The organism is Vibrio sp. TMPB1044, from assembly GCF_030442075.1.
Classification (GTDB): domain Bacteria; phylum Pseudomonadota; class Gammaproteobacteria; order Enterobacterales; family Vibrionaceae; genus Vibrio; species Vibrio satsumensis.
This window is the reverse complement of sequence record NZ_JAUJED010000020.1, coordinates 183,865-206,788: the sequence shown is the minus strand read 5'-3', so window position 1 is coordinate 206,788 and position 22,924 is coordinate 183,865. Positions and strand designations below refer to the sequence as shown.

Below are 22,924 nucleotides of genomic sequence, written 5' to 3'. Positions count from 1 at the left end.
ATAAATAGAATCCAAGCCCTTTCCGAGCCGATTAAGCGATGACTTAATGACAGGGTAATGGGGATTCAGTAAAATCGACCCCATTCTAATCGAATTTGAAACGAAAGTATGAGCAAATATTCTGACGCAAAAGAGCTAGCGGGTTTAACCCTAGGCCAAAAAACTGAGTACTCTAACCAATACGATGCAAGTTTATTGCAACCAGTACCTCGTAGCCTGAATCGTGATGATCTTGCGCTAAACGGTGAACTGCCTTTTGTTGGTCATGATATTTGGACGATGTACGAACTTTCGTGGCTAAACACTAATGGCCTACCACAAGTGGCCGTGGGTGAAGTTTTCATCCCAGCAACGAGTCCAAACTTAATTGAATCAAAATCTTTCAAGCTGTACCTAAACAGCTACAACCAGACTCAATTCGAAAACTGGGAACAAGTAACTGAGCGACTGACCCAAGATTTGTCAGCATGTGCAGGCGAAACCGTCATTGTGAATGTAAACTCAGTAACCGACTACACCAACCAACCTATCGTAACGATGGAAGGTGACTGTATCGACAACCAAGACATCCAAATCACCAGCTATGACTTTGAAGCATCACTGCTTGAAGGCGCTGCTGGCGAACAAGAAGTGGAAGAAACACTGCACAGCCACCTATTGAAGTCGAACTGCTTGATCACCAACCAACCGGACTGGGGCAGCGTTGAGATCGCATATTCAGGTAAGCAAATTGACCGTGAAGCTCTGCTACGCTATTTAGTTTCTTTCCGTGAGCACAACGAATTCCACGAACAATGTGTTGAACGTATCTTCACTGACATCATGAAATACTGTGGCCCATCGAAGCTCACCGTATTCGCACGTTACACGCGTCGTGGTGGTCTGGATATCAACCCATACCGTTCAACAGAGCAAGATAGACCAAGCCACAACAAGCGTATGGCTCGCCAATAATAGGCTCAAGACACACACTTATTGGAACTACCTCATCTTTAAAGGGACATTGAAATGCGTTGGTTATACGTCGTTAGCCTATTTATTTTAAGCTTAAGCACATCGGTTAATGCGTCGGTCTATTCATCGGCGCTGCTCAATGAAGCCAATAACCTGGTTGAGATCGAGCCGAGCCAAGCAAAACAAATGGCCAACAGCTACCTAACGCTTCGTGTCCTTTCTGATCAACGCGAGAAAAGCCCTTCGGCGATTTCTCGCGAAGAGACAGACTCTTCGATTCGAACGCCAAACAGCAGCATCGATGCCTACAAGATCTTAGCGAAAGCCGAGTACAACCTTGGTAACATTCGTATTGCGATTCAGCACATCGACAAAGCCTCTGAGCTCGCGAAAACCTATAAGCTTGAGTACCTCAAACTGGATCTCGAGATCCTAAAAGTACGCTTACTTTGGCTAAGTGACAGAAAGTCCGCCAAAGCAAAGGCAGATCTCGCCAATATTGAAACAAACCTAGAATCGGTGAATAAAACCTTACGTCTGACGGAAGGCATCACCTACCGCTTGATCATGCTGAAAGCCGATATCGCCTCTTACGATAACAAGATCGATGAAGCGGAAAAGTACTACCAAGAAGCGAAGACCTACCTCGATCAGCGTTACTCAGAAAAAGTTACCATCGATTATCACATCGCAGTTGGTGAATTTTATCTAACCCATAAAGAGTACAACCACGCACTATCTGAATTATTGTATGGCTACTGGAAATCTGTAGAAGGCAACCTGAGTTCACGCTTGGCCAAAGTAAACCGCCTACTTGCGCAGTTGTTCTTTGAGCGCCAAGTCTTAGATAAAGCACTAGAGCACCTTTCTCAAGCTGCTGATTTTTATGATAACTTTGAAAACTCTCCTGTCTTAGCGCAAGTGCTCAAGAAAATGGGTGACGTGTATTTCTATCAAGGAAAATACAACCTTGCCCTAGTGCACTTCTTCAACGTTCTTGATCACGAGAGTACTGACCGAGATATCCATCAAGTCATTGATATTCGCCTAAGTTTATCGGCAACCTATCTGCGTCTTTACAACTACCCATTGGCAGAACAATACCTAACACGCGCCCTTGAACTGCTTGAATATACGGATATTCCCAAGCTAGAAGGTCGTGCTGCATTGCTCTCTGCCGGGCTCGCTTATCACCTTCAGCAGAGTGAGGATGTGATCAAACATGCCACTCGCGCACTGGAGATCTCGCGTCAGGTTGAGAACATGCGCCTTTCGCAGCGTTCGTACTACTTACTCTCTTTAGGCTATGAGCAAGCAGGAAAATCGCAACAGGCTTTAGAGAACCTTAAGCAATACAACAGTTTGGTTTCTTTAGAACAACAAAAGCTGAACCGCGTTGGTGAAGATGCTTTCCGCCAACAGAAAGAGTTCGCTGAGCAAACTCTTCACTATGCAGGACAAGCCCAAGAACTAGAAAAGTACAAGCTGGAACATCGTAAGTTCCAAAAGATATCGTTCGCCCTATTTTTGTTCAGCATTATCTTATTCTTCTTTGTGCTACGCCGTGGCTACCTCATTCAAACCTTGGCTAAAGAAGTCGACTCACTGCGAACAGACCTGTTTACACACTCACGCTCTAAGCTGCCCAATCTCAGAATGCTGAATGCCAAGCTGTCCAACTCACTAGAACAAACCAGCCAAACCTTCGAACAGTGGCAACTTGGCGAGCTCATTCATGAACCATTGAATGACCGTCTGCGCTTCGTGATGATTGACTTACCTTTCCTACGTAACATGTATACGCAGAATGGCTATAAAGCGGGTCTGGAGTTAGAAGATGCTTTTGGAGAGTTCTTGAAAGAGAAGCTTGAAGGCCCTGCTCGTGTCTATCACTTCTCGGACGCAAACCTGCTTTACATCGAACCTAACTCAGACCGAGATTCATCACCCGAGGCGATGTTTAAAAAGATTCAATCGTGGATTACCGACTTTGAACCGAAACGTAATATCAACCGAACAATTCGTATGGGCATCGCTGACTACCCATTCTTGCCACGAGCTTACACCGCGATCAACGATCAAGAGCTGCTCGATGTGTTATTAATGTCGACTAACCTAGCCCGTGAGATCAGTCTCAAAGAGCGCAGTAGCCAATGGGTATATCTAAAAGCTATCGATAATGCACCCGCAGCGAGCCTTGCAACGGGTAACATAAGAGAAGCCTGTAAACATGCGATTAATCAAGGGCTAATAAAAATACAATCATCGTACCAGAATGAGGACAACATCAAAAAAATGCTAAAAGATGACTGATTTGCGAGCGGTTAAGAGCGGCAAGTCGTGACCTTATTTTTAGTTTTGTTATTATTGATTTAACGGAATTTCATCAAAATGATCGAGATCGGTCTACGCGGCGCTAATTAATACATCTATGGGCATTCTTGAAAAAGACATTCAGGCGCAACTCCACCAGCTGAAATTTCAGTTGGAGCAAGTTCGTTTGGCGCAAAGAGACACCTCGTTCAAATTTCTTAGAGAACAAAAAGTTCTAAAGCGTATCGTCACATCTTTGAGTGATGCATGTGTTGGCAGTAACAGCCATTTAGATGAAAACCTCATTGCCCTTAGGGAAGAGCTAGAAAAGCAAAAAGACATTAGCTCGATGATCCCAAAGCTGGCAGTATTAGAAAGGATGCTTAAGCAGAAAACGTTGGCTATGGATAAACAGAACGGATATCTGGACGATAGCATTAAGCACAGTGGGGAAACGCTGCAACGCATAACTGGCCTTCCAGCACAGCTAAAACGCGACCTACGAAACTTACTTAGCTTCTCCGAATGCAATGGCAGTCAGAAAGTTGACCATGCCATGAAACTACTCGGTATTTATGAGCGTGCCATTAAGATTATGGCGAACAACTCACGCACTCATTTTGCCGATGCTACGCATTCTCCGGAACAGGAACTTCTTTCCGACCTGTCAAACGAATTACAACACCTGATTACTGAACTCGATTTTGAGGGTGAATCGGGGGATTTGCTTACTGATATTAGAGCTAAGCTACTACTTGGGGTTTCCACACAAAACCTACTTGAGCTGACACTTCAGATCCTCAAACTGGTTATTGAAGGCACCAACCTAGAGCGCAAGAAGTCTGAACAGTTTATCGATCAGCTTAATTCCTCTCTAGCTTCCAGCATCAAAACGGCAGACCAAAATGCCGACCAGAGCCAAAGCTACTTTGAGCACCGCCAAGGGCTTAACTCTGAGTTAAATGAACTTGTCGCTAAGAGCCAGAATTCAGTAGAGAAAGCCAAGGATATTGATAGTTTAAAACGGTCAATTAACCCGCTACTCAGTGAAATCGCTTCTCTTTCGGAAAGACTGAACCACGCAGAGCAAAAAGAACAAGCTCTAATAGAGAGAATGAGTTACGGAAAAACTCAGTTAGATTCACTCTATGAAGTCACCCAAGATTACCGTAAGCGTTTGGAAGATCAGGCCCAGCGTATGCTGCTTGACCCTCTTACGAAGGTTTACAATCGTACCGCTTTCACTGATCGCTTAGAGCTTGAGTATCGCCGCTGGATCCGCGCACAACACTCACTGCGCGTAGTACTTCTGGACATCGACAACTTCAAAGCCATTAACGATAGCTTTGGTTATACCGCCGGCGATAAAGCGCTTAAGATCATCGCAAGAACCATCACCAAAGAAGCAGGCACGACCGATACTGTGGCGCGTTTTTCAGGTGAAGAATTTGTCTTACTATTGCCAGAGCAAACCGATGAATATTGTCACCAAGTGATTCAAAACATTCAAACTCAAGTAAGCCGCTTACCCTTTAAGTTCCGTGACCAACAAATCACGATTACTTTATGCGCGGCAAGTACTCAGTTTAAAGAGTCAGATACACCTGAAGAAGTGTTAGAGCGACTCAATACAACACTAAATAAAGCAAAACAACGCGGTAATAACCAACTTGTTTGGCACTAGGCCAGCCCTAGATTTAATTTATTTCATTTTTTCAAATACTTATCACATACCATTTCCCTCAATGTTTGCTAAGCTAATGATTAACATTCGCTTAACAAGCATTCTTGGCAAGCAACGCTGTCGTATCCGTTTCGTCTGGTTAACTCTCCCCCACCTTTAACCAAACACTTTCAACGTTTGCTTCTCACTCTCGAGCCAGAGGGTCACTTCAACGTCCTCTGCTCTTTTCAACAAGGAGGCACTATGATCACTCATATCAGCCCTGCCGGTAGCATGGATTTACTCTCTCAACTTGAGGTTGAGCGTCTTAAGAAAACCGCGTCTAGTGATCTATATCAACTGTATCGTAACTGTACGTTAGCGGTACTCAACTCAGGTAGCCACACCGACAACTCCAAAGAGCTACTCGACAAGTATCAATCGTTTGATGTTGAGGTAGTGCGACGTGAGCGTGGTATCAAACTCGAGCTGAGCAACCCACCAGAGCATGCCTTTGTCGATGGTGAGATCATCAAGGGTATCCAAGAACACCTATTTTCAGTGCTGCGTGACATTGTTTACGTCAACATGCACCTCGCAGATAACCAAAGGCTCAACCTGACTAATGCCACTCACATTACCAACCTCGTATTTGGTATTCTGAGGAATGCAGGCGCACTTACGCCGGGCATCGAGCCTAACCTGATCGTGTGTTGGGGTGGTCACTCAATTAATGCCACTGAATACCAGTACACTCGCGAAGTGGGTAATGAACTGGGCCTACGTGAGCTGAACATCTGTACCGGTTGTGGACCGGGTGCGATGGAAGGGCCAATGAAAGGCGCGGCTATTGGTCACGCTAAGCAACGTTATACTGATCATCGTTACTTAGGGCTGACAGAGCCTTCAATCATTGCCGCTGAGCCACCAAACCCGATAGTAAACGAACTGGTGATCATGCCAGATATCGAGAAGCGTCTTGAGGCATTCGTTCGTATGGCGCATGGCATCATCATTTTCCCAGGCGGCCCAGGCACGGCCGAAGAGCTGCTGTACATCTTAGGGATCATGATGCACCCGAATAACGCCGAGCAGCCAATGCCGATTGTCCTAACTGGCTCGAAAGAGAGTGAAGCTTATTTCCGCTCGATCGATAAGTTCATTGGTGAAACTCTAGGGCCTGATGCACAGAAACATTATGAAATCGTGATTGATGACCCAGCACGCGCTGCGAAAATCATGAAACAAGCGATGCCAGATGTGCGCTCTCACCGTAAAGAGACTGGCGATGCCTACAGCTACAACTGGTCACTGCATATTGAGCCTGAGTTCCAACTGCCATTCGACCCAACACACGAATCTATGGCGGCGCTTGATCTTCATATGGACCAAAAAACAGAGAGCCTAGCCGCTAATTTACGTAAAGCGTTCTCTGGCATTGTGGCGGGTAACGTCAAAGCTGAAGGGATTCTGGAGATCGAGAAGTACGGCCCATTCCTAATTGATGGCGACAAAGAGCTAATGACCAAAATGGACCAACTGCTAAACGATTTTGTTGAGCAACATCGAATGAAGCTACCGGGCGGTACGGACTACGTGCCTTGCTATAAAATCGCACCAAACGATTAAGCACACTCATTAACGAGTAACTAAGTGAGTGATAACCAATTGGCAGACATAAAGTTAATCAGGTTATGACGTTTACGTCGCTAACGTTTCAACTCACCAAGTGATACGTTACTATAAGGGGCTAGCAGCCCCTTTTTTATTGCCTATTTAGTGGAAACTTATGTCTATCCATCTTGTTATTATCGATGCCTTAAACCTCATCCGACGCGTGCACTCTGTTCAGCCAGACCCAACCGATATAGCAAGAACTATCACCACCACTACTCGCACTCTCAATAAGATTCTGACTGAATCAAAGCCAACCCACATCATCGCGGTTTTTGATCATCACTTACAAGACCGAGGATGGCGCGCTGAAGTACTACCAGCTTATAAACAGAACCGTAAGCCAATGCCAGAACCATTGATGAAAGGCCTTGATGCTATCCAACAGGCTTGGTGGGAGTTAGGCATTGATTCACTGCTGTCTGATGGCGATGAAGCAGATGATCTAGTCGCAACACTGGCCAAGAAAGTGGCAGACCACGGAGAAACCGTCACCATCATCTCGACAGACAAAGGATATTGCCAACTGCTATCACCCACTCTGCAGATCCGAGATTACTTCCAACACCGCTGGCTAGACAAACCCTTTATCGAAGCTGAGTTTGGCGTTAAACCTGAGCAGCTTACAGATTACTGGGGCTTAACCGGTGTGAGCTCTAGCCAAGTACCGGGGATTCCAGGTATAGGACCAAAAGCTGCAAAAGAAATCTTAACCACTTACCCGGATATCGAAGCGGCCTTTCAGGCGGAAGACTTACCGAAGAAATATCGTAAGAAGTTTGATGAACACATTGAATCAGCACGTGTGTGTAAGCAAGTCTCTGCACTCAAAACCGATATTGACCTTGGATTCAACCTGCAAGACATTCGTTACGAAGCGAAAGTTTAACTCGCTGTGACTCGACGATATTGATATAAAAAATGCTCCTTAAAGGAGCATTTTTTTCACTGACACGCTAACGTAAATATTAGTGCGGTGAGATGTTTGAAAGCGCCTGAATGTGAACCGTGATCTCTTCGCGATCATGATAAAGGTGCTTAGCCTGCATCTTAAACTTCACTTTGTTCTCAATAAGGAACACTTTTAGGTTCTCGATATCTTGCAGTACTTCATCGTAACGGCCTTTCATTGGCAGTTTAAGGTTGAATAATGCTTCTTTCGCCCAACCTTTGATGATCCACTCACCCATAAGGTGTGCAACACGAGCTGGTTTCTCAACCATGTCACAGATAATCCAAGTGACGTTCTTACGATCTGGTTCAAACTTAAAGCCATCCACCATGTGGTGCTTAATTTGACCCGTTTCCATTAGGCTGTCTGCCATCATGCCGTTATCAACACAGTGAACGAACATCGAACGCTTAACCAATTGGTAAGTCCAACCGCCTGGACACGCACCTAAATCAACACCCCACATACCCGGAGCCAGACGCTCATCCCACTCATCACGAGGAATGAATACGTGGAACGCTTCTTCTAACTTCAATGTAGAACGGCTAGGTGCATCTGATGGGAATTTCAGACGAGGAATACCCATGAAGAACTGTGAGTTGTTCGATGGGTAAGAGTAACCCACAAAGCAGTGGCCCGGAGCGATGAAGCACAGGTGCAATACTGGCTTCTTAGCGTTGTCCTTCGCCGTCATCAAGCCTTTACCACGCATCGCTTGACGCATCGGCACAGTAAACTTACGGCAGAACTTCAAAAGCTCTTTTGCTTCGTTAGTATCTGGCGTTTCGATACGGATATCACCACAACGAGGGAAACCTTCTTTATCAGAAAGCGCCTCAAGAATTGGAGAAATACGGTCATCAGTTGGCAAGTCTTTAATTTCAACAGCCACTGCCAGCATTTGACGAGCAAAAATCAGTGATTGGAAATCGATCTCTTTGATCAACTTGTCCGCTTCACCTGCTTGGTAACATTCAAACAATACAAAGCCTGTATTGTTCTTTAGGCGAGGAAAACCAAACACTTCCAGTTGTGTTGCCTTGTCTTGAATTTCGCCAGCACATTCTTTTTCAAAACCAGAGCGACAATAAAGTAGTACGTGTTTCACTGAGTTACCTCTTTTATATTCAAAGCAGCGAAGGAGAAGACTCCCCAACCAATGATAAATAGTAGACCACCAAACGGAGTGATAGGGCCAAACCATTTTATTCCTGTCAGTGCCAAGCCATAAAGGCTGCCACTAAAACAAAGGATGCCGATGATAAAGCAAATTGCCGCGATGAAAAAATATTTTTGTGATTTAGCGCCAAGTTTCATCTGCAGCAGGGCGCCACACGCCAATATCGCCAGAGTATGGATAAACTGGTATTGAACTCCGGTCTCAAACACACCTAGCAGATACTCAGGTAAAATAGCTTTCAAACCGTGAGCCGCGAAGGCACCAAGCATCACTGCTATCGCGCCAGAAATGCCGGAAAACGTGAGTAAATACTTACTTCTCATTCAGCACCTCTTTGATAAACGCCGACAACTTCTCAACGGTTAACGCAATATTCTGCTGTTCTGTGTAACCGGAGCTCTTACGAGGCTTAAAGCTGTGGTCGCCATCGGGAATAAATTCAACACGAATAGAATCCGACAGATCAAAGTCAGCAAACTCTTCACGCTTACCAAAAGTGTCGCGCTCACCCTGTAAAATCAGACACGGCTTTTGCAACTCAGCTAAGTGTTCACCTTTATACTTATCTGGTTTACCAGGAGGATGAAAAGGAAAGCCTAAACACGCCATGGCGGCCACCTTATCAACTTCAGACAAATGGCTCGCCATACGCCCTCCCATCGACTTACCACCAATCACAAGCTTATCGGCATCAACCTGCTCAATAACCTCTTGGTAGGCTTCAAGTAGCTTAGGTGCTCTGTCAGGTGGACGACGCTTACCATCTTCAGCACGCTTGATCATGTAAGGGAAATTAAAGCGGATAACTCGTATCCCTTTAAAGGCTAATCCTTTGGCTACCGACTGCATAAACTCATGATCCATGCCTGCGCCAGCACCATGAGCAAAGATAAAGGTGATAGGATTGTCTTCACCATCAATGATGAGGTTATTCATCGAGTAAGTCCTCTTGTTCGCTTTGCGCTTTCGCCAGCATCCAATCACGGAAAGTAGCGATACGCCCCATATCGGCTTGCTTCTCATGACAAACCACATAGAAGGCGTTCTTACTCACCAACACTTCGTCGAAAGGCGCAATCAAACGACCCGCTTCGATTTCAGGTTGCGCCAACACGTTATTACCCAGTGCAATACCCTGGCCGTGAGCTGCTGCCTGCAACACCATGGTTGAGTGACTGAAGATAGGTCCGTGATTAACGTTAACCCCGTCGATGCCATTTTGCTTAGCAAACTGTTTCCAATCCTTTCGAGAGGTATCATGCAATAGCGTATGGCATGCCAGATCACTGAGAGATTCTAATGGTTTAGCTCCTAGCAGCACGGAAGGTGAGCAAAGAGGGATCAAGTATTCTTGGTAAAGCTTATCGGCTCTAAGCCCCGGCCAGTTACCTCGACCATAGTAAATAGCCACGTCTACATCATCGGTCAGCGAGCCTTCATCCATATCAACGGCTTTGATTCTTACATCAATATCAGGTTCTTGCTGATTAAAGTCAGCGAGCCTTGGCACCAACCATTGAATAGCAAAACTAGGCGGTAAACTGATGGTCAATGCGCCCTTCTCACTTCGCTCCAGCACTTTGTCTGTCGCTTCTGCCAGTGATGTGAAAATATCTTTGATATCCAAGAAGTAGCTTTGGCCTTCTTCAGTCAGCAGTAAAGAGCGGTTTCTACGGCGAAAAAGCTTCAAAGACAGAAACTCTTCAAGCGCTTTGATCTGATGACTCACCGCAGCTTGAGTAACAAACAACTCTTCAGCGGCACGCGTAAAACTCAAGTGTCGAGCCGCAGCTTCAAACACTCTTAACGAGTTTAATGGGGGTAATCGACGAGACATAGTTACTCTCTAAATAAGCATTAGTTTTTTTTATCTGAAACATTATAATTTGTCCATTGCCTAGCGGCTAGAGAAATTCTATATTTCATTCCGCAGCAGCTAGCCTGAACGGCTTGATTCTCTCTAGAATCAATTGGCTTAGCTCCTGCGATGTTGTGTTTGCAAACTCGTACTTTTCGAGTTGGGTAGAGTTCTACCAAATGTTTTGTTGCAGTTATACACTGAAACGAGGCATCTACTTCCTGTATTTATTTTGACCTGTCTGTCAAATTTGTTTACACCGCCTTATGGGCGGTGTTTTTTTATGTGCAAAGAAATGTAACAACAAGTTTATCAATAGCTGTACTAATTAATCTTTATTATTTTTCATCGCTAATCACAGAATCAGACACCCACTCAAATAATCAACTGAACACATACAAATAGCACCATTGAGTTGCACTAAAAAGTAACAGAATACTTCAAGATACTCACACTTCTTCGGTACTTATAAACCCGTTTAGAGCTTACTCTTTCTATCAATCAAAAATTTTAAAGCTGAGCATGACGATAGCACGCCCAAACTCACGCCTCTGTCTGACTACTGTAAATCATTCACAATAGAAAATAAAAAAGCCGCTTACTTTTCAGTAAGCGGCTTGGCAAAATGATTAACGGTTGGCCAATGCACCGCTATGGGCGATAAACCTTAACGTTATGGAAGCCTTGCTCTTGTAGGTAAAGCGCCTGTAGACGGCTCATTACACCACGGTCACAGTACAGCAAGTACTCTTTCGCTTGGTCTAGGTCGCCAAACTGAGTCGAAAGCTTGAAGAATGGGATGTGTTTAATTTCAACACCCTCGATCTCTAGTGGGCTTTCGTCTTCTTCTTCTGGGCTACGGATATCAATAACGATAGCGTGCTCAGCAACAGCTTGAACTTGTTCAACTTCAGGCGCTTGCTCTTGGCTCTCTTTCTCGATGTCACGGATATCCATAACACGAGCGTTCTCGATCACTTGATCCAGCACTTCAAAGTTAAACTTAGCTTCTTCTGCTTCTAGTTTGCCTTTCTTCGCTTTCACTGTTGGCTTCTTAGAGATAACACCACAGTACTCAGGCATTACTTTAGCGAAGTCTTCAGTACCGATGATACGAGAAAGGTCAATGATGTCTTCTTTATCCCAGTTGATAAGCGGACGAAGAATCAAAGTATCTGTCACGTTGTCGATGTGGCGAAGGTTAGTTAGCGTTTGGCTAGAAACCTGACCAAGTGCTTCACCCGTTACTAGAGCTTCAATACCGAAGCGCTCTGCAACCATACCACCAGCACGCATGAACATACGCTTAAGAACAACGCCCATTTGGCCGTCTTCTACGTTCTCAAGAATTTCAGCAACCACTGGTTCAAAGTCTACAGAAATGAACTTCACCTTTGCAGATGAGCCGTATTTATTCCATAGGTAGTGAGCCACTTGCTTAACTCCAATCTCGTGCGCTGGGCCACCAAGGTTAAAGAAACAGTAGTGAACCTTAGAGCCACGTTTGATGTGCAGGTAGCTTGAAACACCAGAATCAAAGCCGCCAGAGATCAAGCTTAGTAGATCTTCTTGGGTACCAAGAGGGAAACCACCTAGGCCTTTGTGACGAGCTAGAACTTGGTTTAACTTATCGTTAGCCACTTCAACTTTAACGGTTACCTCAGGGTTCTTAAGTCGAACTTTAGCTGACTCAACTGCTTGGTTTAGGCCGCCGCCTACGTAGCGTTCAAGTTCAATAGAGGTAAAGTCATGCTTACCACGACGCTTAGCTCGAACAGAGAAAGTCTTGCCTTCAATGTCAGCACGGCTGCGTTCTAGTACTTGCTCGTAAATATCGTGCAAGTCTTTAAACTCAGACTGTTGAACTTCAAGAGAGTGGTGAATACCTGGAGTGTGAGTCAGAGCCTCTAACACTTCTGCGTAGTACTGGTCACTCTCAGACGTCACTTCGATATGATCGCGACGGTTGAATACCGCAACACTTTCACAGCGACGTTGAATAACGTTACGAATGTTGCACTCTAGAATCCTTGTGAAGCGCTTACGCACCGATTCACTTTTTACAAAAATTTCCGGATGGGGCTTAACAATAAATTTCATAGTACTTTCACAACATTAATGTTCAAAATTTTGAGAACGCTCATCGCCAAGTAAATTAGAGAATTTACACAGCACTTGAAGCAAGAATAGATCATATCTAAATCTAAGGGCGCGAATTATACATGAGAAAGTGAAGCAAGGAAAAGAGTGCTTGCTGTAACACCATCATTAAACCGCTTGTTATTAAAAGTAGCAGGTTTCGAAACAACATAAATTCAGCAAAGAGCATGGTGAAAGGCCTACAAACAAAAAGCCCAACCTCATTATAAGGTTGGGCTTTCGATGTTATCTGGATGCTACCTTGTGTACACGTATCGGCTATTCATTAATAACAGGCACTTCGTCACTGTAAAGCGGTTCGCCCTGCATGATGCTAATTTCAACGCGGCGGTTGAGGCTACGTTGCCATTCAGTATCATTCGGCTCTACTGGCTCGGTATCGGCCATGCCACGTACTCTCAAGCGTTGATGAGAGAAACCGCGTACCTTTTCCATCTCTTGAGCAACAGACACCGCTCGCTGTGATGACAAGTCCCAATTAGAGCGATAAAGCTCTGAATCAAGACGTTGGTTATCGGTGTGCCCTGAGATTCGAACGATACCCGGAACATCTTTCACCAACTCAGCAACCTGTCTCACCAATGGTCGGAACTTAGGTTGTAAGAAAGCGGAACCTGATGGGAACGCGCCTTTTTCACGAATTCGAATCACAATCTGCTGGCCAAGGTTTTCCACCTCAATCGCGCCTTGGTCGATCTCTCGCTCCAACGCCTTCTTGATGCTTTCCATCAAGGTTTCCATCTCTTGCGATTGAGCTTCAGCTTGTTGTTGCTGTTGGTCTGACTCAGAGTTTTGATTGTCGTGAGTCGAGACCTCTGGCGACTTGCCTCCGGTCATCTTGCCTTGGTCACGCATGGTACCACCAGCACGTTCAGATTCACCTTCATGAAACTCAAGCGTTTGCTGCGTAATATCAATCGTCTGCTGCATGATCACATCAATCGGTGTCGGCTCTGGGCGACCAGGGCGAAACTCTTGTGCAATGATGCTAGTGCCTTTAGGAATGTCTTTCACTTCCAAGCGGTTTTGTACACCAAACGCAAATTTCATCGAGCCAGCGATCTGTTTGAACTTCAGTACGTCCATCTCAGAAAATGAGAGCAGCAGTACGAAGAAACACATCAGCAATGACATCAAGTCAGCAAATGTCCCCATCCATTGAGGTAACCCCGGAGGAGGACATTTACATGGATTATCTTCATCCATCTTAAACTCCTCTTACGCGGGTTCACCATCAATAGTCCGCTTACCTTCGTTTAGGTAGCTCTTGAGGTAACCATCAATAACTCGTGGGTTCTGACCATCTTGAATCGCCAGCACACCATCCATAACCAGACGGCGGTTAAGTGTCTCTTGGTCACGACGTAGCGCAAGCTTATCAGCAATAGGAAAGAACACCATGTTCGAAAGAATCGCACCGTACAGGGTGGTCAAAAGTGCTACCGCCATCGCAGGACCGATCGCTTTAGGATCATCCATGTTCGAAAGCATGGCAACCAGACCAACCAAAGTACCAATCATACCCATCGCAGGAGCAACATCACCAAATGCAGAGAACACTTTCGCGCCCTGTTCGTGACGCTCTGTGGTTAATGCGATGTCTTTTTGCAATGCAGCACGCACCACATCACCATCATGGCCATCTACCAACAGGTCGATACCTTTTTGCATGAAGCTGTTGCTGATTTCCATCTCTTCCAGTGCTAAGAAGCCACCTTTACGCGCTGCATCCGCCATCTCTACCACTTTAGCGATAAGATCTTCAGGTTCATCGGCTTTAAACATGAATGCTTTGCCAGCAATTTTAGTAGCACCAAAGAACTGTCCCATGGTGAACTTCATTAGAACAACAAAGGTTGAGCCACCAACTACGATCAAAATGGATGTCGTGTCATAGAACATCCCGAGGCTTCCACCTAGGATCATTGCCATGATTACAAAGGCAAATCCACCAATCAAACCTATTAGGGTTGCTAAATCCACTGAGCACTCCTCATGCTTTTTTGTAGCTCTATGTCGACGATAATCTTTGTATCGGCAAGACTATAAGATCTTTTAGTAAATTCTTGGCCTAAGTATCACACTTTTCGTTTTTGAATCCCAACTATTGGCTTACTTTGCTCTTAGACGTAGCGCATAAACTCGATAAAGCTAAGGTTATTCAAGCAAAGTGAGTTCAAGCCCCTTAAAAACGAACTTTCTAGCAAAATTTCTTGGTTACATTTGACCATCTCAGCGGCCTAGGGTAACGTTCGTTCATCTTTCCAAACGCAGATTTATTATGGCTACTAAGAAACCTGAAAATATGAGCTTTGAAGCAGCAATCGAAGAGCTTGATGGCTTGGTTGATCAACTAGAAAATGGTGATCTAGCTTTAGATGATGCGCTTAAAAAGTTCGAACGAGGCATCTCCCTCGCTCGTGCCGGTCAAAGTAAACTAAATGATGCTGAACAACGCGTTAGCATCCTACTGCAGAATGATGAAAATGCAGAGCTGAGTGACTTTAACCCACAACCTGAATAACGAATTGTATGAGATCCCCTATGATCGAGACTTTATTGTCTTATCAAGCACGTAATAACGAGCAACTGAACCTTTGGCTTGATCGCCTGCCACACCAAAATCAGAACCTGATCAACGCGATGCGTTATGGGTTACTTTTAGGCGGCAAACGCGCACGTCCATTTCTTGTCTACATTACAGGGGAAATGCTCGGCTGCACCGCTGAAGAACTCGACACTCCAGCATCTGCAATCGAATGTATTCATGCCTACTCTCTGATTCACGACGACCTTCCAGCAATGGATGACGATGAACTGCGTCGTGGCCATCAGACTTGTCACATCAAATACGATGAAGCAACGGCAATATTAACGGGCGATGCACTACAAACTCTCGCTTTTACTATACTTGCGGAAGGCACATTAAGTGCTGACGGTGAAAGCAATCGCGTTCGAATGATTCAACGCCTAGCAGAAGCCTCTGGTGCACAAGGTATGTGTATTGGACAAGCACTTGATATTGAAGCTGAAAACCGCTCTGTCACTCTAGAAGAGTTAGAAGAAGTTCACCGCAATAAAACGGGCGCTCTAATGAAATGTGCGATTCGTTTAGGTGCGCTTGCTGCGGGCGAGAAAGCGTTTGAAGTGATGCCTCTATTAGACAAGTACGCCGATGCCATTGGATTAGCATTCCAGGTTCAAGATGATATTTTAGATATCACTAGCGATACTGAAACTTTGGGTAAGCCACAGGGTTCTGACCAAGAATTAAACAAAAGCACCTACCCTTCTTTGCTAGGTTTAGAGGGCGCTCAAGAAAAAGCGCGAACTCTGCTACAGGAAGCGCTTCAAGCTTTGGCTGCAATCCCATACAATACCCAGTTACTCGAAGAGTTCGCCCGATACGTCATCGAGCGCAAGAACTAAGACAATAAGCGCGCATTACCTATGACTCTTGATATATCAAAGTACCCAACTCTTGCTTTGGCTGATAAGCCAGAGGATTTGCGTCTACTTCCAAAAGAGACGCTGACACAGCTTTGTGATGAATTACGTACCTATCTTCTTAACTCAGTGAGCCAATCAAGTGGTCACTTAGCATCAGGCTTGGGTACAGTAGAGCTAACCGTAGCTCTGCACTACGTGTACAACACGCCTTTTGACCAGTTGGTTTGGGATGTTGGCCACCAAGCATACCCGCATAAAATTCTTACTGGTCGTCGCGACCGTTTATCGACTATCCGTCAAAAAGATGGACTGCACCCATTCCCATGGCGTCAAGAGAGCGAATACGACACACTTTCTGTTGGTCACTCTTCAACTTCGATCAGTGCTGCACTTGGTATGGCTATCAGTGCAAAGAAAGAAGGTAAGAACCGTAAAGTCGTGAGTGTGATTGGTGATGGCGCGATTACTGCTGGTATGGCATTTGAAGCCATGAACCACGCAGGCGATATTCACAATGATATGCTGGTTATCCTGAACGATAACGAGATGTCGATCTCTGAAAACGTAGGTGCGCTAAATAACCACCTAGCTCAAGTTCTTTCTGGCAGTCTTTACACGTCAATTCGTGAGGGCGGCAAGAAAGTGCTATCAGGCGTTCCGCCGATTAAAGAGTTGGTTCGTCGTACAGAAGAACACCTAAAAGGCATGGTTGTACCTGGCACCATGTTCGAAGAGTTAGGCTTTAACTACATTGGCCCAATTGATGGCCACGATGTAAATGAGCTGATTAAAACGCTTAAGAACATGAGAGACCTTAAAGGCCCTCAGTTCCTGCATATCATGACTAAGAAAGGCAAAGGCTACGAGCCAGCTGAGAAAGATCCTATCGGTTACCACGGTGTACCAAAGTTCGATCCCGCACACTCAAGCCTACCTAAGAGCACCAGCTCTAAGCCAACTTTCTCTAAGATTTTTGGCGACTTCCTTTGTGATATGGCTGCACAAGATCCTAAGCTAATGGCAATCACGCCAGCAATGCGTGAAGGTTCTGGCATGGTGCGTTTCTCGAAAGAGTACCCAGAGCAATACTTCGATGTTGCTATTGCTGAGCAGCACGCAGTAACGCTAGCAACAGGTATGGCGATTGCAGGTGATAAGCCGATTGTGGCTATCTACTCAACTTTCCTACAACGTGGCTACGATCAACTGATCCACGATGTGGCTATCATGGATCTACCGGTTATGTTCGCTATTGACCGTGCTGGTCTTGTTGGTGCCGATGGTCAAACACACCAAGGCGCGTTCGACTTAAGCTTTATGCGCTGCATTCCAAACATGGTGATCATGGCACCAAGCGACGAAAACGAATGTCGCCAAATGCTATACACAGGCCACCAACACACAGGCCCTAGTGCAGTACGTTACCCTCGCGGTAATGGTATGGGCACTGAGATTCAAAGTGAATTTACTGCTCTTGAGGTTGGTAAAGGCCGTATCGTTCGTGAAAGCTCAAAAGCAAAAGATGGCGCTAAGGTTGCTATCCTAAGCTTTGGTACCTTCTTAGAAAATGCACTTCAAGCAGCTGATGCAATGGATGCCACCGTTGCAGACATGCGCTTTGTGAAACCGCTAGATGAAGCTCTAATCAAACAACTTGCCGCTGACCACGATGTACTGGTGACTATCGAAGAGAATGCGATTGCCGGTGGTGCAGGTGCAGGTGTAATTGAGTTTTTGATGCAAGAAAAACTGCTAATGCCAGTACTGAACCTTGGCTTACCAGACAAGTTTATAGCTCAAGGTACGCAAGGCGAGCTACATGAAGAGCTTGGCTTAGACGCGAAAGGTATTGAGAAGTCTATCTCTGACTATCTTGCTAAGTAGCCTTAATACGTAAGCTCGTAAGCTCCGCAAACAAAAAAAGGTTGGCCCTAGGGTCAACCTTTTTAGTATCCGTTAATTAGTTTGGTGTATCGCCAACTAAACCTTAATCCTTCAGTGAACTCACACTAACCAACCAGCGAAATGTGCCACGGCATACAACGAAATAGCCGCCATAATACCCGCTACAATATCGTCAATCATGATACCTAAGCCGCCGTGAATTCGTGCATCTAACCAACCAATCGGCCATGGTTTTACCATGTCAAAAAAGCGGAAAAGCACAAAACCAGTCAGAAGCCATTTCCAGTCATCAGCAGGGATATTCAATAAAGGCACTAGGCCCATGGTGATCCAAAAGCCCGCAAACTCATCCCATACAATAGAGCCATGGTCGTGTACACCCATATCATCAGAGGTCACCTGGCAGATCTTGATACCAATAATGCAGCTTACCACTACGATGGCAACATAAGCTGGGAAAGGTAATTGAACCAACAATAAGTACAATGGAATAGACGCAAGCGTGCCCATTGTTCCGGGAATTATCGGCGATAAGCCACTGCCAAAACCCGTTGCCAATAAGTGCCAAGGATTTTTAAGAGAAATAAGAGAAAGTGGATTTGTCATCAATTAACCTTAAAGTGATCGTAACCAGTTAAGTTCCAGCTTAGTGGTTCACCATTATTGTGTAATTCAAAATATTCTACAGGTCTTATCTGGCCAATGCAGGTGACTTTTGTGCCAGTGTGTGACAAAGCACTTTCCAATGAACCTTTATTTTCTTCCGGCACGGTAAAGCAGAGTTCGTACTCTTCACCACTGGTGAGCGCATACTGCTGCGCAGAAGCGATATCAGAAGAGAATTGACGTAATTCAGCGGAGATAGGCAGCGTGCTCACATCAATGCTTGCACCGACCTGAGAACGCTTAAGGATGTGTTTTAAATCAGCAATAACACCATCAGAGATATCAATGGCAGACGAAGCAAGGTTCACCAGTGCCTGACCAGCCAAAACTCGTGGAGTGCTCAGGTAGTGTCTCTCTTCAAGCTCTCGCGCATAAGGCTTAGCTTTGTTCTGCTCTGGGTTAAGTAACACCTCTAGGCCAGCTTTACTGTCACCTAGGTTACCCGTCACGTAAATCCAGTCACCCACTTTCGCGCCATCTCTGCGTAGTGCTCGACCCTCAGGTACAAAGCCCTGCACAGTAAGTGTTAAACTCAGCGGCCCTTTGGTCGTATCACCACCGATTAGTTGAATACCAAAATAGTCTGCAAGTTTGAAAAAAGAATCACAAAATGGGGCAAGCCACGCTTCATCGACTTCAGGTATGGTTAAGGCAAATGAAACCCAAGCAGGTGTCGCGCCCATAGCAGCAAGATCACTGATGTTGGAAGCCAAGGCTTTGTGTGCCACCCAAGCTGGGTTTGCTTCCGCTAAGAAGTGAGTGCCTGCCACTAAGGTGTCCGTACTGATAGCAATCTGAACATTACTTGGTGCTTTGACCAAAGCACAGTCATCGCCCGCTGCCAGATGTACGTCTTTACGTTGTGGTTGTCGATTTACAAAATATTTTTCAATCAGGTTAAATTCGCCAGACATCACATGCCCTATTTTTAGTATTACAAAAATTTAGTTACAAAAAAGGCCAGCATAAAAGCTGACCTTTAGATTCAATATACGAACGTCTTATTTCTTACGAACGTGCGGTGCAGCTTTATCAAGCACACCGTTAACAAACTTATGGCTGTCTTCTGCTGCAAATACTTTTGCAAGCTCGATAGCTTCGTTGATAACCACTTTGTATGGTACATCTTCGCGACGAGTCATCTCGTACATAGCTAAACGTAGAAGCGCTAGTTCCATCAAATCCAGATCTTGCATAGGGCGAGATACGAATGGACGAAGCTTGCTATCAAGTTCCATGTGACTAAGAGCAACACCAGTTAGTAGGTCGCGGAAGTATGCAACGTCTGTTTCTGGCATAGCTAGAGCAGGTTCTGCGGCATGATGCTCTTCTTCATCATACTTACCACCAGATAAGAACTGTTCTTCAACGGTAGCAATATTTTCTTTAGTAATTTGCCAAGAATAAATTGCTTGTAGAGCAAATTGACGTGCGTTACGACGTGCGGCTGGTTTCACACTGGCCCCCATTAGGAATCGATTTCAGAAAGAACGTTGATCATCTCAAGTGCGCTAAGTGCTGCTTCTGCACCCTTATTACCAGCCTTGGTTCCTGCGCGTTCAATAGCTTGATCGATCGTATCAACAGTAAGAACACCAAACGCTACTGGAAGAGAGTATTCCAGAGACACTTGTGCCAAACCTTTATTACATTCACTACAAACATAGTCAAAGTGAGGTGTACCGCCACGAATTACTGTACCAAGAGATACAATCGCATCGAACTTGCCTGTTTTTGCAACGCGCTGCGCTACAAGTGGAAGTTCAACTGCACCAGGGCAACGAACAACAGTGATGTTGTCTTCGCTTACTTGTCCATGACGCTTTAAAGTATCGATTGCACCAGAAAGTAAACTTTCGTTAATAAAACTGTTGAAACGAGCAATAACGATAGCAATTTTTGCATTTGGCGCTGGGAAGCCACCCTCGATCACTTTCATAAGCCTTCCTTTAACTATTTTCATCAAGTGAGAATCGCCGGATTCTAGCACAAAACTGTGAGCAATATCTAATGGTAATTTAGAAGAACAGACACCGGCAATGTAAAGATGATAATGCAGCGCTGATCCCAAGCATATAGGAACAGCGAGGAGCCAAGTTTGTGTATTGAACACGTTTTGAGTCGAACTTGGCTACTTTGCCCTTTTGGCAAAACTTATCACCAAAAAAGCCACTGAAATCATCGGTAAATTATGTCGCTACAAACGGAGAAACGTCTGCTCGTTGACACATGATTTATTCGCAAACGTACTCAACAACGTTAAGACCAAAACCGCCCAATGCGTGGTAACGCTTAGTGCTCGAAGAAAGCAGACGCATATCGTGCACGCCTAGGTCTTGAAGAATCTGAGAGCCGACACCAACACGACGCGAGGTACCCTGCTTCTTAGCCATGGTTGGCTGCTCGTTTTTATCTTGCGCTTCGAATGTCTTCACTTTGTGGATCAAAGAATCAGACGACTCTTCGTTGCCAAGAATAACCAGCACACCGCCTTCGTCGCCAATGCGCTTCATCGCTTTATCTAGCGACCAGCTGCGCTCAGTACCGCGGTCTGAATGAAGCAGATCGGTAAACGTATCATGCAGGTGAACACGCACCAAAGGAGCACCTTCGGTTAAACTGCCTTTTTGCATTGCGTAGTGGATCTGGTTATCAATTGTATCGCGGTAAGTCACAAGCTCGAAATCACCAAACTCTGTTGGTAAATGACATTGTGCAACACGCTCAATCGTTGTTTCTGTGTTGTTACGGTATTCGATCAGGTCAGCAATAGTGCCTAGCTTGATGTCATGCTTTTCTGCGAACACTTCAAGATCAGGGCGACGAGCCATGGTGCCGTCGTCGTTTAGGATCTCAACGATAACCGAAGCTGGTTCACAGCCCGCTAATCGAGCTAAATCACACCCCGCTTCAGTGTGGCCAGCACGCGTTAATACGCCGCCTTCTTGAGCTGTCAGTGGGAAGATATGACCAGGTTGAACTAAGTCAGCCGCTTTTGCGTCTTTCGCTACTGCTGCTTGAACCGTCACTGCACGATCGGATGCTGAAATACCGGTTGTTACACCCTCTGCCGCTTCAATCGAAACCGTAAAGTTAGTGGTGTACTGTGCATTGTTATCTTGAACCATAGGTGCTAAACCCATACGGTTTGAACGCTCTTTAGTCAGCGTTAGACAGATCAAACCGCGGCCGTACATTGCCATGAAGTTAATCGCTTCTGGCGTAACATGTTCAGCTGCCATGATCAGATCGCCTTCATTTTCGCGATCTTCATCATCCATCAGGATAACCATTTTTCCTAGGCGAATGTCTTCAATAATTTCTTGAGGAGTACTAATTGGCATTGTTCTATATCCTTTGAAATGGTTCTGCTTCCTAGAACCGACACTATTTAAACCTGATGATATTGCTTCGCTTTACAAAGTCTCGCTTAAATACTTTGTATCAACGGTTAGGCAAAACCATTCTGCTGTAAGAATTCCATTGTTAATCGAGATTCAGGCTCAGATTCTTGTTGCTGACCTTGCAGTAAACGCTCCATGTAACGCGCTAATACATCGACTTCTAGATTCACTTTACGACCGACATTGAATTGATCGATGGTGGTTTCTGAAGAAGTGTGAGGAACGATAGTCAGCTTGAATGCGTTCTTACGTAAATCGTTCACAGTCAGGCTGATACCATCGACCGTTACTGAGCCTTTTTGAGCCACGTATTTTGAAATTTCTGCTGGCATTTCTACCCAGAACTCAATCGCACGACCGACTTGGTTACGTTCAACAATCTCACCCACGCCATCAACGTGACCCGATACGATATGACCACCGAAACGCGTGGTCGGCAGCATTGCTTTCTCAAGATTTACCTTATCGCCCGCTTGGTAATCCACAAAACCCGTTTTTTTCAGGGTCTCAAGCGAAAGGTCTGCACTGTAGCTGTGGTCGTTAAATTCAACGACCGTCAAACACACACCATTGGTTGCAATACTGTCGCCTAACTGAACGTCAGCCATATCAAGCTTGCCAACGTTAACCGTTACGGTGATGTCTTCTCCGCGGGGAGTGATTGCACTCAATGTACCTACGGCTTCTACAATTCCTGTAAACATTTTAAAACTCTTTTTATTGTCAACGACACGTATGCAGTTGG

At 45.2% G+C, this 22,924-nt stretch carries 21 protein-coding genes; 8 read left to right on the top strand and 13 right to left on the bottom strand.

What is annotated here, in order from left to right; all coding sequences use genetic code 11:
* The first annotated feature begins 108 nt into the window (after positions 1 to 108).
* The 5 genes from queF (at position 109) to xni (ending at position 7,493) form a co-directional block, all read left to right on the top strand.
* The gene (queF, locus tag QQ041_RS14535) at positions 109 to 954 is read left to right on the top strand and encodes an NADPH-dependent 7-cyano-7-deazaguanine reductase QueF (protein WP_017630800.1); all 846 of its coding nucleotides are present in this window, start codon (positions 109 to 111) and stop codon (positions 952 to 954) included.
* Between the two features lie 54 nt (positions 955 to 1,008).
* Complete coding sequence (locus QQ041_RS14530; protein WP_285954302.1) at positions 1,009 to 3,267, top strand: lipopolysaccharide assembly protein LapB; 2,259 nt, start codon at positions 1,009 to 1,011, stop codon at positions 3,265 to 3,267.
* A 118-nt stretch (positions 3,268 to 3,385) separates the two neighbouring features.
* Positions 3,386 to 4,951, top strand: coding sequence for a GGDEF domain-containing protein (locus QQ041_RS14525; protein ID WP_146492076.1), 1,566 nt, complete (start codon positions 3,386 to 3,388; stop codon positions 4,949 to 4,951).
* Between the two features lie 243 nt (positions 4,952 to 5,194).
* Positions 5,195 to 6,559, top strand: a complete 1,365-nt coding sequence (ppnN, locus tag QQ041_RS14520) for a nucleotide 5'-monophosphate nucleosidase PpnN (RefSeq protein WP_285954301.1) — start codon at positions 5,195 to 5,197, stop codon at positions 6,557 to 6,559.
* Between the two features lie 160 nt (positions 6,560 to 6,719).
* Positions 6,720 to 7,493 carry a flap endonuclease Xni gene (gene xni, locus QQ041_RS14515; RefSeq protein WP_285954300.1) on the top strand — a complete coding sequence of 258 codons (774 nt, stop codon included), beginning with the start codon at positions 6,720 to 6,722 and terminating at the stop codon, positions 7,491 to 7,493.
* Between the two features lie 79 nt (positions 7,494 to 7,572).
* Here xni and rlmM read toward each other — a convergent pair whose 3' ends face one another.
* From rlmM to pomA, 7 genes are all read right to left on the bottom strand, one after another.
* Positions 7,573 to 8,664 carry a 23S rRNA (cytidine(2498)-2'-O)-methyltransferase RlmM gene (gene rlmM, locus QQ041_RS14510; protein ID WP_285954299.1) on the bottom strand — a complete coding sequence of 364 codons (1,092 nt, stop codon included), beginning with the start codon at positions 8,662 to 8,664 and terminating at the stop codon, positions 7,573 to 7,575.
* Positions 8,661 to 9,059: a DUF423 domain-containing protein gene (locus QQ041_RS14505; RefSeq protein ID WP_076675631.1), complete on the bottom strand. Its 399-nt coding sequence runs from the start codon at positions 9,057 to 9,059 to the stop codon at positions 8,661 to 8,663. Before QQ041_RS14505 ends, rlmM begins: the two co-directional genes overlap by 4 nt.
* Positions 9,049 to 9,672, bottom strand: a complete 624-nt coding sequence (locus tag QQ041_RS14500) for an alpha/beta fold hydrolase (protein WP_146492071.1) — start codon at positions 9,670 to 9,672, stop codon at positions 9,049 to 9,051. Before QQ041_RS14500 ends, QQ041_RS14505 begins: the two co-directional genes overlap by 11 nt.
* Positions 9,665 to 10,573 carry a transcriptional regulator GcvA gene (locus QQ041_RS14495; protein ID WP_060982558.1) on the bottom strand — a complete coding sequence of 303 codons (909 nt, stop codon included), beginning with the start codon at positions 10,571 to 10,573 and terminating at the stop codon, positions 9,665 to 9,667. Before QQ041_RS14495 ends, QQ041_RS14500 begins: the two co-directional genes overlap by 8 nt.
* 672 nt (positions 10,574 to 11,245) lie before the next feature.
* Positions 11,246 to 12,694: a tRNA uracil 4-sulfurtransferase ThiI gene (gene thiI, locus QQ041_RS14490; protein ID WP_285954298.1), complete on the bottom strand. Its 1,449-nt coding sequence runs from the start codon at positions 12,692 to 12,694 to the stop codon at positions 11,246 to 11,248.
* A 318-nt stretch (positions 12,695 to 13,012) separates the two neighbouring features.
* Positions 13,013 to 13,960 carry a flagellar motor protein MotB gene (locus tag QQ041_RS14485; RefSeq protein WP_285954297.1) on the bottom strand — a complete coding sequence of 316 codons (948 nt, stop codon included), beginning with the start codon at positions 13,958 to 13,960 and terminating at the stop codon, positions 13,013 to 13,015.
* 12 nt (positions 13,961 to 13,972) lie between these two features.
* Positions 13,973 to 14,737 carry a flagellar motor protein PomA gene (gene pomA / locus QQ041_RS14480; RefSeq protein WP_004734406.1) on the bottom strand — a complete coding sequence of 255 codons (765 nt, stop codon included), beginning with the start codon at positions 14,735 to 14,737 and terminating at the stop codon, positions 13,973 to 13,975.
* Between the two features lie 298 nt (positions 14,738 to 15,035).
* On the opposite strand from pomA, the gene xseB reads away from it, so the two are divergent.
* The 3 genes from xseB to dxs are packed head-to-tail and all read left to right on the top strand — an operon-like array spanning position 15,036 to position 18,088.
* Positions 15,036 to 15,278, top strand: coding sequence for an exodeoxyribonuclease VII small subunit (gene xseB, locus QQ041_RS14475; protein WP_004734405.1), 243 nt, complete (start codon positions 15,036 to 15,038; stop codon positions 15,276 to 15,278).
* A gap of 20 nt (positions 15,279 to 15,298) precedes the next feature.
* Positions 15,299 to 16,183: a (2E,6E)-farnesyl diphosphate synthase gene (gene ispA / locus QQ041_RS14470; protein ID WP_285954296.1), complete on the top strand. Its 885-nt coding sequence runs from the start codon at positions 15,299 to 15,301 to the stop codon at positions 16,181 to 16,183.
* A 21-nt stretch (positions 16,184 to 16,204) separates the two neighbouring features.
* The gene (gene dxs, locus QQ041_RS14465; RefSeq protein WP_285954295.1) at positions 16,205 to 18,088 is read left to right on the top strand and encodes a 1-deoxy-D-xylulose-5-phosphate synthase; all 1,884 of its coding nucleotides are present in this window, start codon (positions 16,205 to 16,207) and stop codon (positions 18,086 to 18,088) included.
* A gap of 120 nt (positions 18,089 to 18,208) precedes the next feature.
* Here dxs and pgpA read toward each other — a convergent pair whose 3' ends face one another.
* The 6 genes from pgpA to QQ041_RS14435 all read right to left on the bottom strand — a co-directional run bounded on the left by pgpA (position 18,209) and on the right by QQ041_RS14435 (position 22,883).
* On the bottom strand, positions 18,209 to 18,715 hold the full coding sequence (gene pgpA, locus QQ041_RS14460; RefSeq protein WP_146492068.1) for a phosphatidylglycerophosphatase A: 507 nt from the start codon (positions 18,713 to 18,715) through the stop codon (positions 18,209 to 18,211).
* Positions 18,715 to 19,689 (bottom strand): thiamine-phosphate kinase, encoded by a 975-nt coding sequence (gene thiL, locus QQ041_RS14455; protein ID WP_285954294.1) that lies wholly within the window; start codon positions 19,687 to 19,689, stop codon positions 18,715 to 18,717. The genes pgpA and thiL overlap by 1 nt, the downstream gene beginning before the upstream one ends.
* 87 nt (positions 19,690 to 19,776) lie before the next feature.
* Positions 19,777 to 20,244: a transcription antitermination factor NusB gene (gene nusB / locus QQ041_RS14450; RefSeq protein ID WP_004734399.1), complete on the bottom strand. Its 468-nt coding sequence runs from the start codon at positions 20,242 to 20,244 to the stop codon at positions 19,777 to 19,779.
* A complete protein-coding gene (ribE, locus tag QQ041_RS14445; RefSeq protein WP_004741508.1) occupies positions 20,244 to 20,714 on the bottom strand; it encodes a 6,7-dimethyl-8-ribityllumazine synthase in 471 nt (156 codons plus the stop codon). The genes nusB and ribE overlap by 1 nt, the downstream gene beginning before the upstream one ends.
* A 295-nt stretch (positions 20,715 to 21,009) precedes the next feature.
* On the bottom strand, positions 21,010 to 22,119 hold the full coding sequence (gene ribBA, locus QQ041_RS14440; RefSeq protein ID WP_017096788.1) for a bifunctional 3,4-dihydroxy-2-butanone-4-phosphate synthase/GTP cyclohydrolase II: 1,110 nt from the start codon (positions 22,117 to 22,119) through the stop codon (positions 21,010 to 21,012).
* 107 nt (positions 22,120 to 22,226) lie between these two features.
* A complete protein-coding gene (locus QQ041_RS14435; protein ID WP_048612249.1) occupies positions 22,227 to 22,883 on the bottom strand; it encodes a riboflavin synthase in 657 nt (218 codons plus the stop codon).
* Positions 22,884 to 22,924 lie beyond the last annotated feature (41 nt).

Excerpts from the sequence above, each read along its gene's own strand:
- QQ041_RS14485 (WP_285954297.1), bottom strand. The coding sequence starts at position 13,960 with ATGGATGAAGATAATCCATGTAAATGTCCTCCTCCGGGGTTACCTCAA.
- ppnN (WP_285954301.1), top strand. The coding sequence starts at position 5,195 with ATGATCACTCATATCAGCCCTGCCGGTAGCATGGATTTACTCTCTCAA.
- QQ041_RS14525 (WP_146492076.1), top strand. The coding sequence starts at position 3,386 with ATGGGCATTCTTGAAAAAGACATTCAGGCGCAACTCCACCAGCTGAAA.
- QQ041_RS14500 (WP_146492071.1), bottom strand. The coding sequence starts at position 9,672 with ATGAATAACCTCATCATTGATGGTGAAGACAATCCTATCACCTTTATC.
- pgpA (WP_146492068.1), bottom strand. The coding sequence starts at position 18,715 with ATGACAAATCCACTTTCTCTTATTTCTCTTAAAAATCCTTGGCACTTA.
- thiL (WP_285954294.1), bottom strand. The coding sequence starts at position 19,689 with ATGTCTGGCGAATTTAACCTGATTGAAAAATATTTTGTAAATCGACAA.
- xni (WP_285954300.1), top strand. The coding sequence starts at position 6,720 with ATGTCTATCCATCTTGTTATTATCGATGCCTTAAACCTCATCCGACGC.
- thiI (WP_285954298.1), bottom strand. The coding sequence starts at position 12,694 with ATGAAATTTATTGTTAAGCCCCATCCGGAAATTTTTGTAAAAAGTGAA.
- dxs (WP_285954295.1), top strand. The coding sequence starts at position 16,205 with ATGACTCTTGATATATCAAAGTACCCAACTCTTGCTTTGGCTGATAAG.
- ispA (WP_285954296.1), top strand. The coding sequence starts at position 15,299 with ATGATCGAGACTTTATTGTCTTATCAAGCACGTAATAACGAGCAACTG.
- queF (WP_017630800.1), top strand. The coding sequence starts at position 109 with ATGAGCAAATATTCTGACGCAAAAGAGCTAGCGGGTTTAACCCTAGGC.
- ribE (WP_004741508.1), bottom strand. The coding sequence starts at position 20,714 with ATGAAAGTGATCGAGGGTGGCTTCCCAGCGCCAAATGCAAAAATTGCT.
- ribBA (WP_017096788.1), bottom strand. The coding sequence starts at position 22,119 with ATGCCAATTAGTACTCCTCAAGAAATTATTGAAGACATTCGCCTAGGA.
- QQ041_RS14495 (WP_060982558.1), bottom strand. The coding sequence starts at position 10,573 with ATGTCTCGTCGATTACCCCCATTAAACTCGTTAAGAGTGTTTGAAGCT.
- QQ041_RS14530 (WP_285954302.1), top strand. The coding sequence starts at position 1,009 with ATGCGTTGGTTATACGTCGTTAGCCTATTTATTTTAAGCTTAAGCACA.
- xseB (WP_004734405.1), top strand. The coding sequence starts at position 15,036 with ATGGCTACTAAGAAACCTGAAAATATGAGCTTTGAAGCAGCAATCGAA.
- QQ041_RS14505 (WP_076675631.1), bottom strand. The coding sequence starts at position 9,059 with ATGAGAAGTAAGTATTTACTCACGTTTTCCGGCATTTCTGGCGCGATA.
- nusB (WP_004734399.1), bottom strand. The coding sequence starts at position 20,244 with ATGGGGGCCAGTGTGAAACCAGCCGCACGTCGTAACGCACGTCAATTT.
- QQ041_RS14435 (WP_048612249.1), bottom strand. The coding sequence starts at position 22,883 with ATGTTTACAGGAATTGTAGAAGCCGTAGGTACATTGAGTGCAATCACT.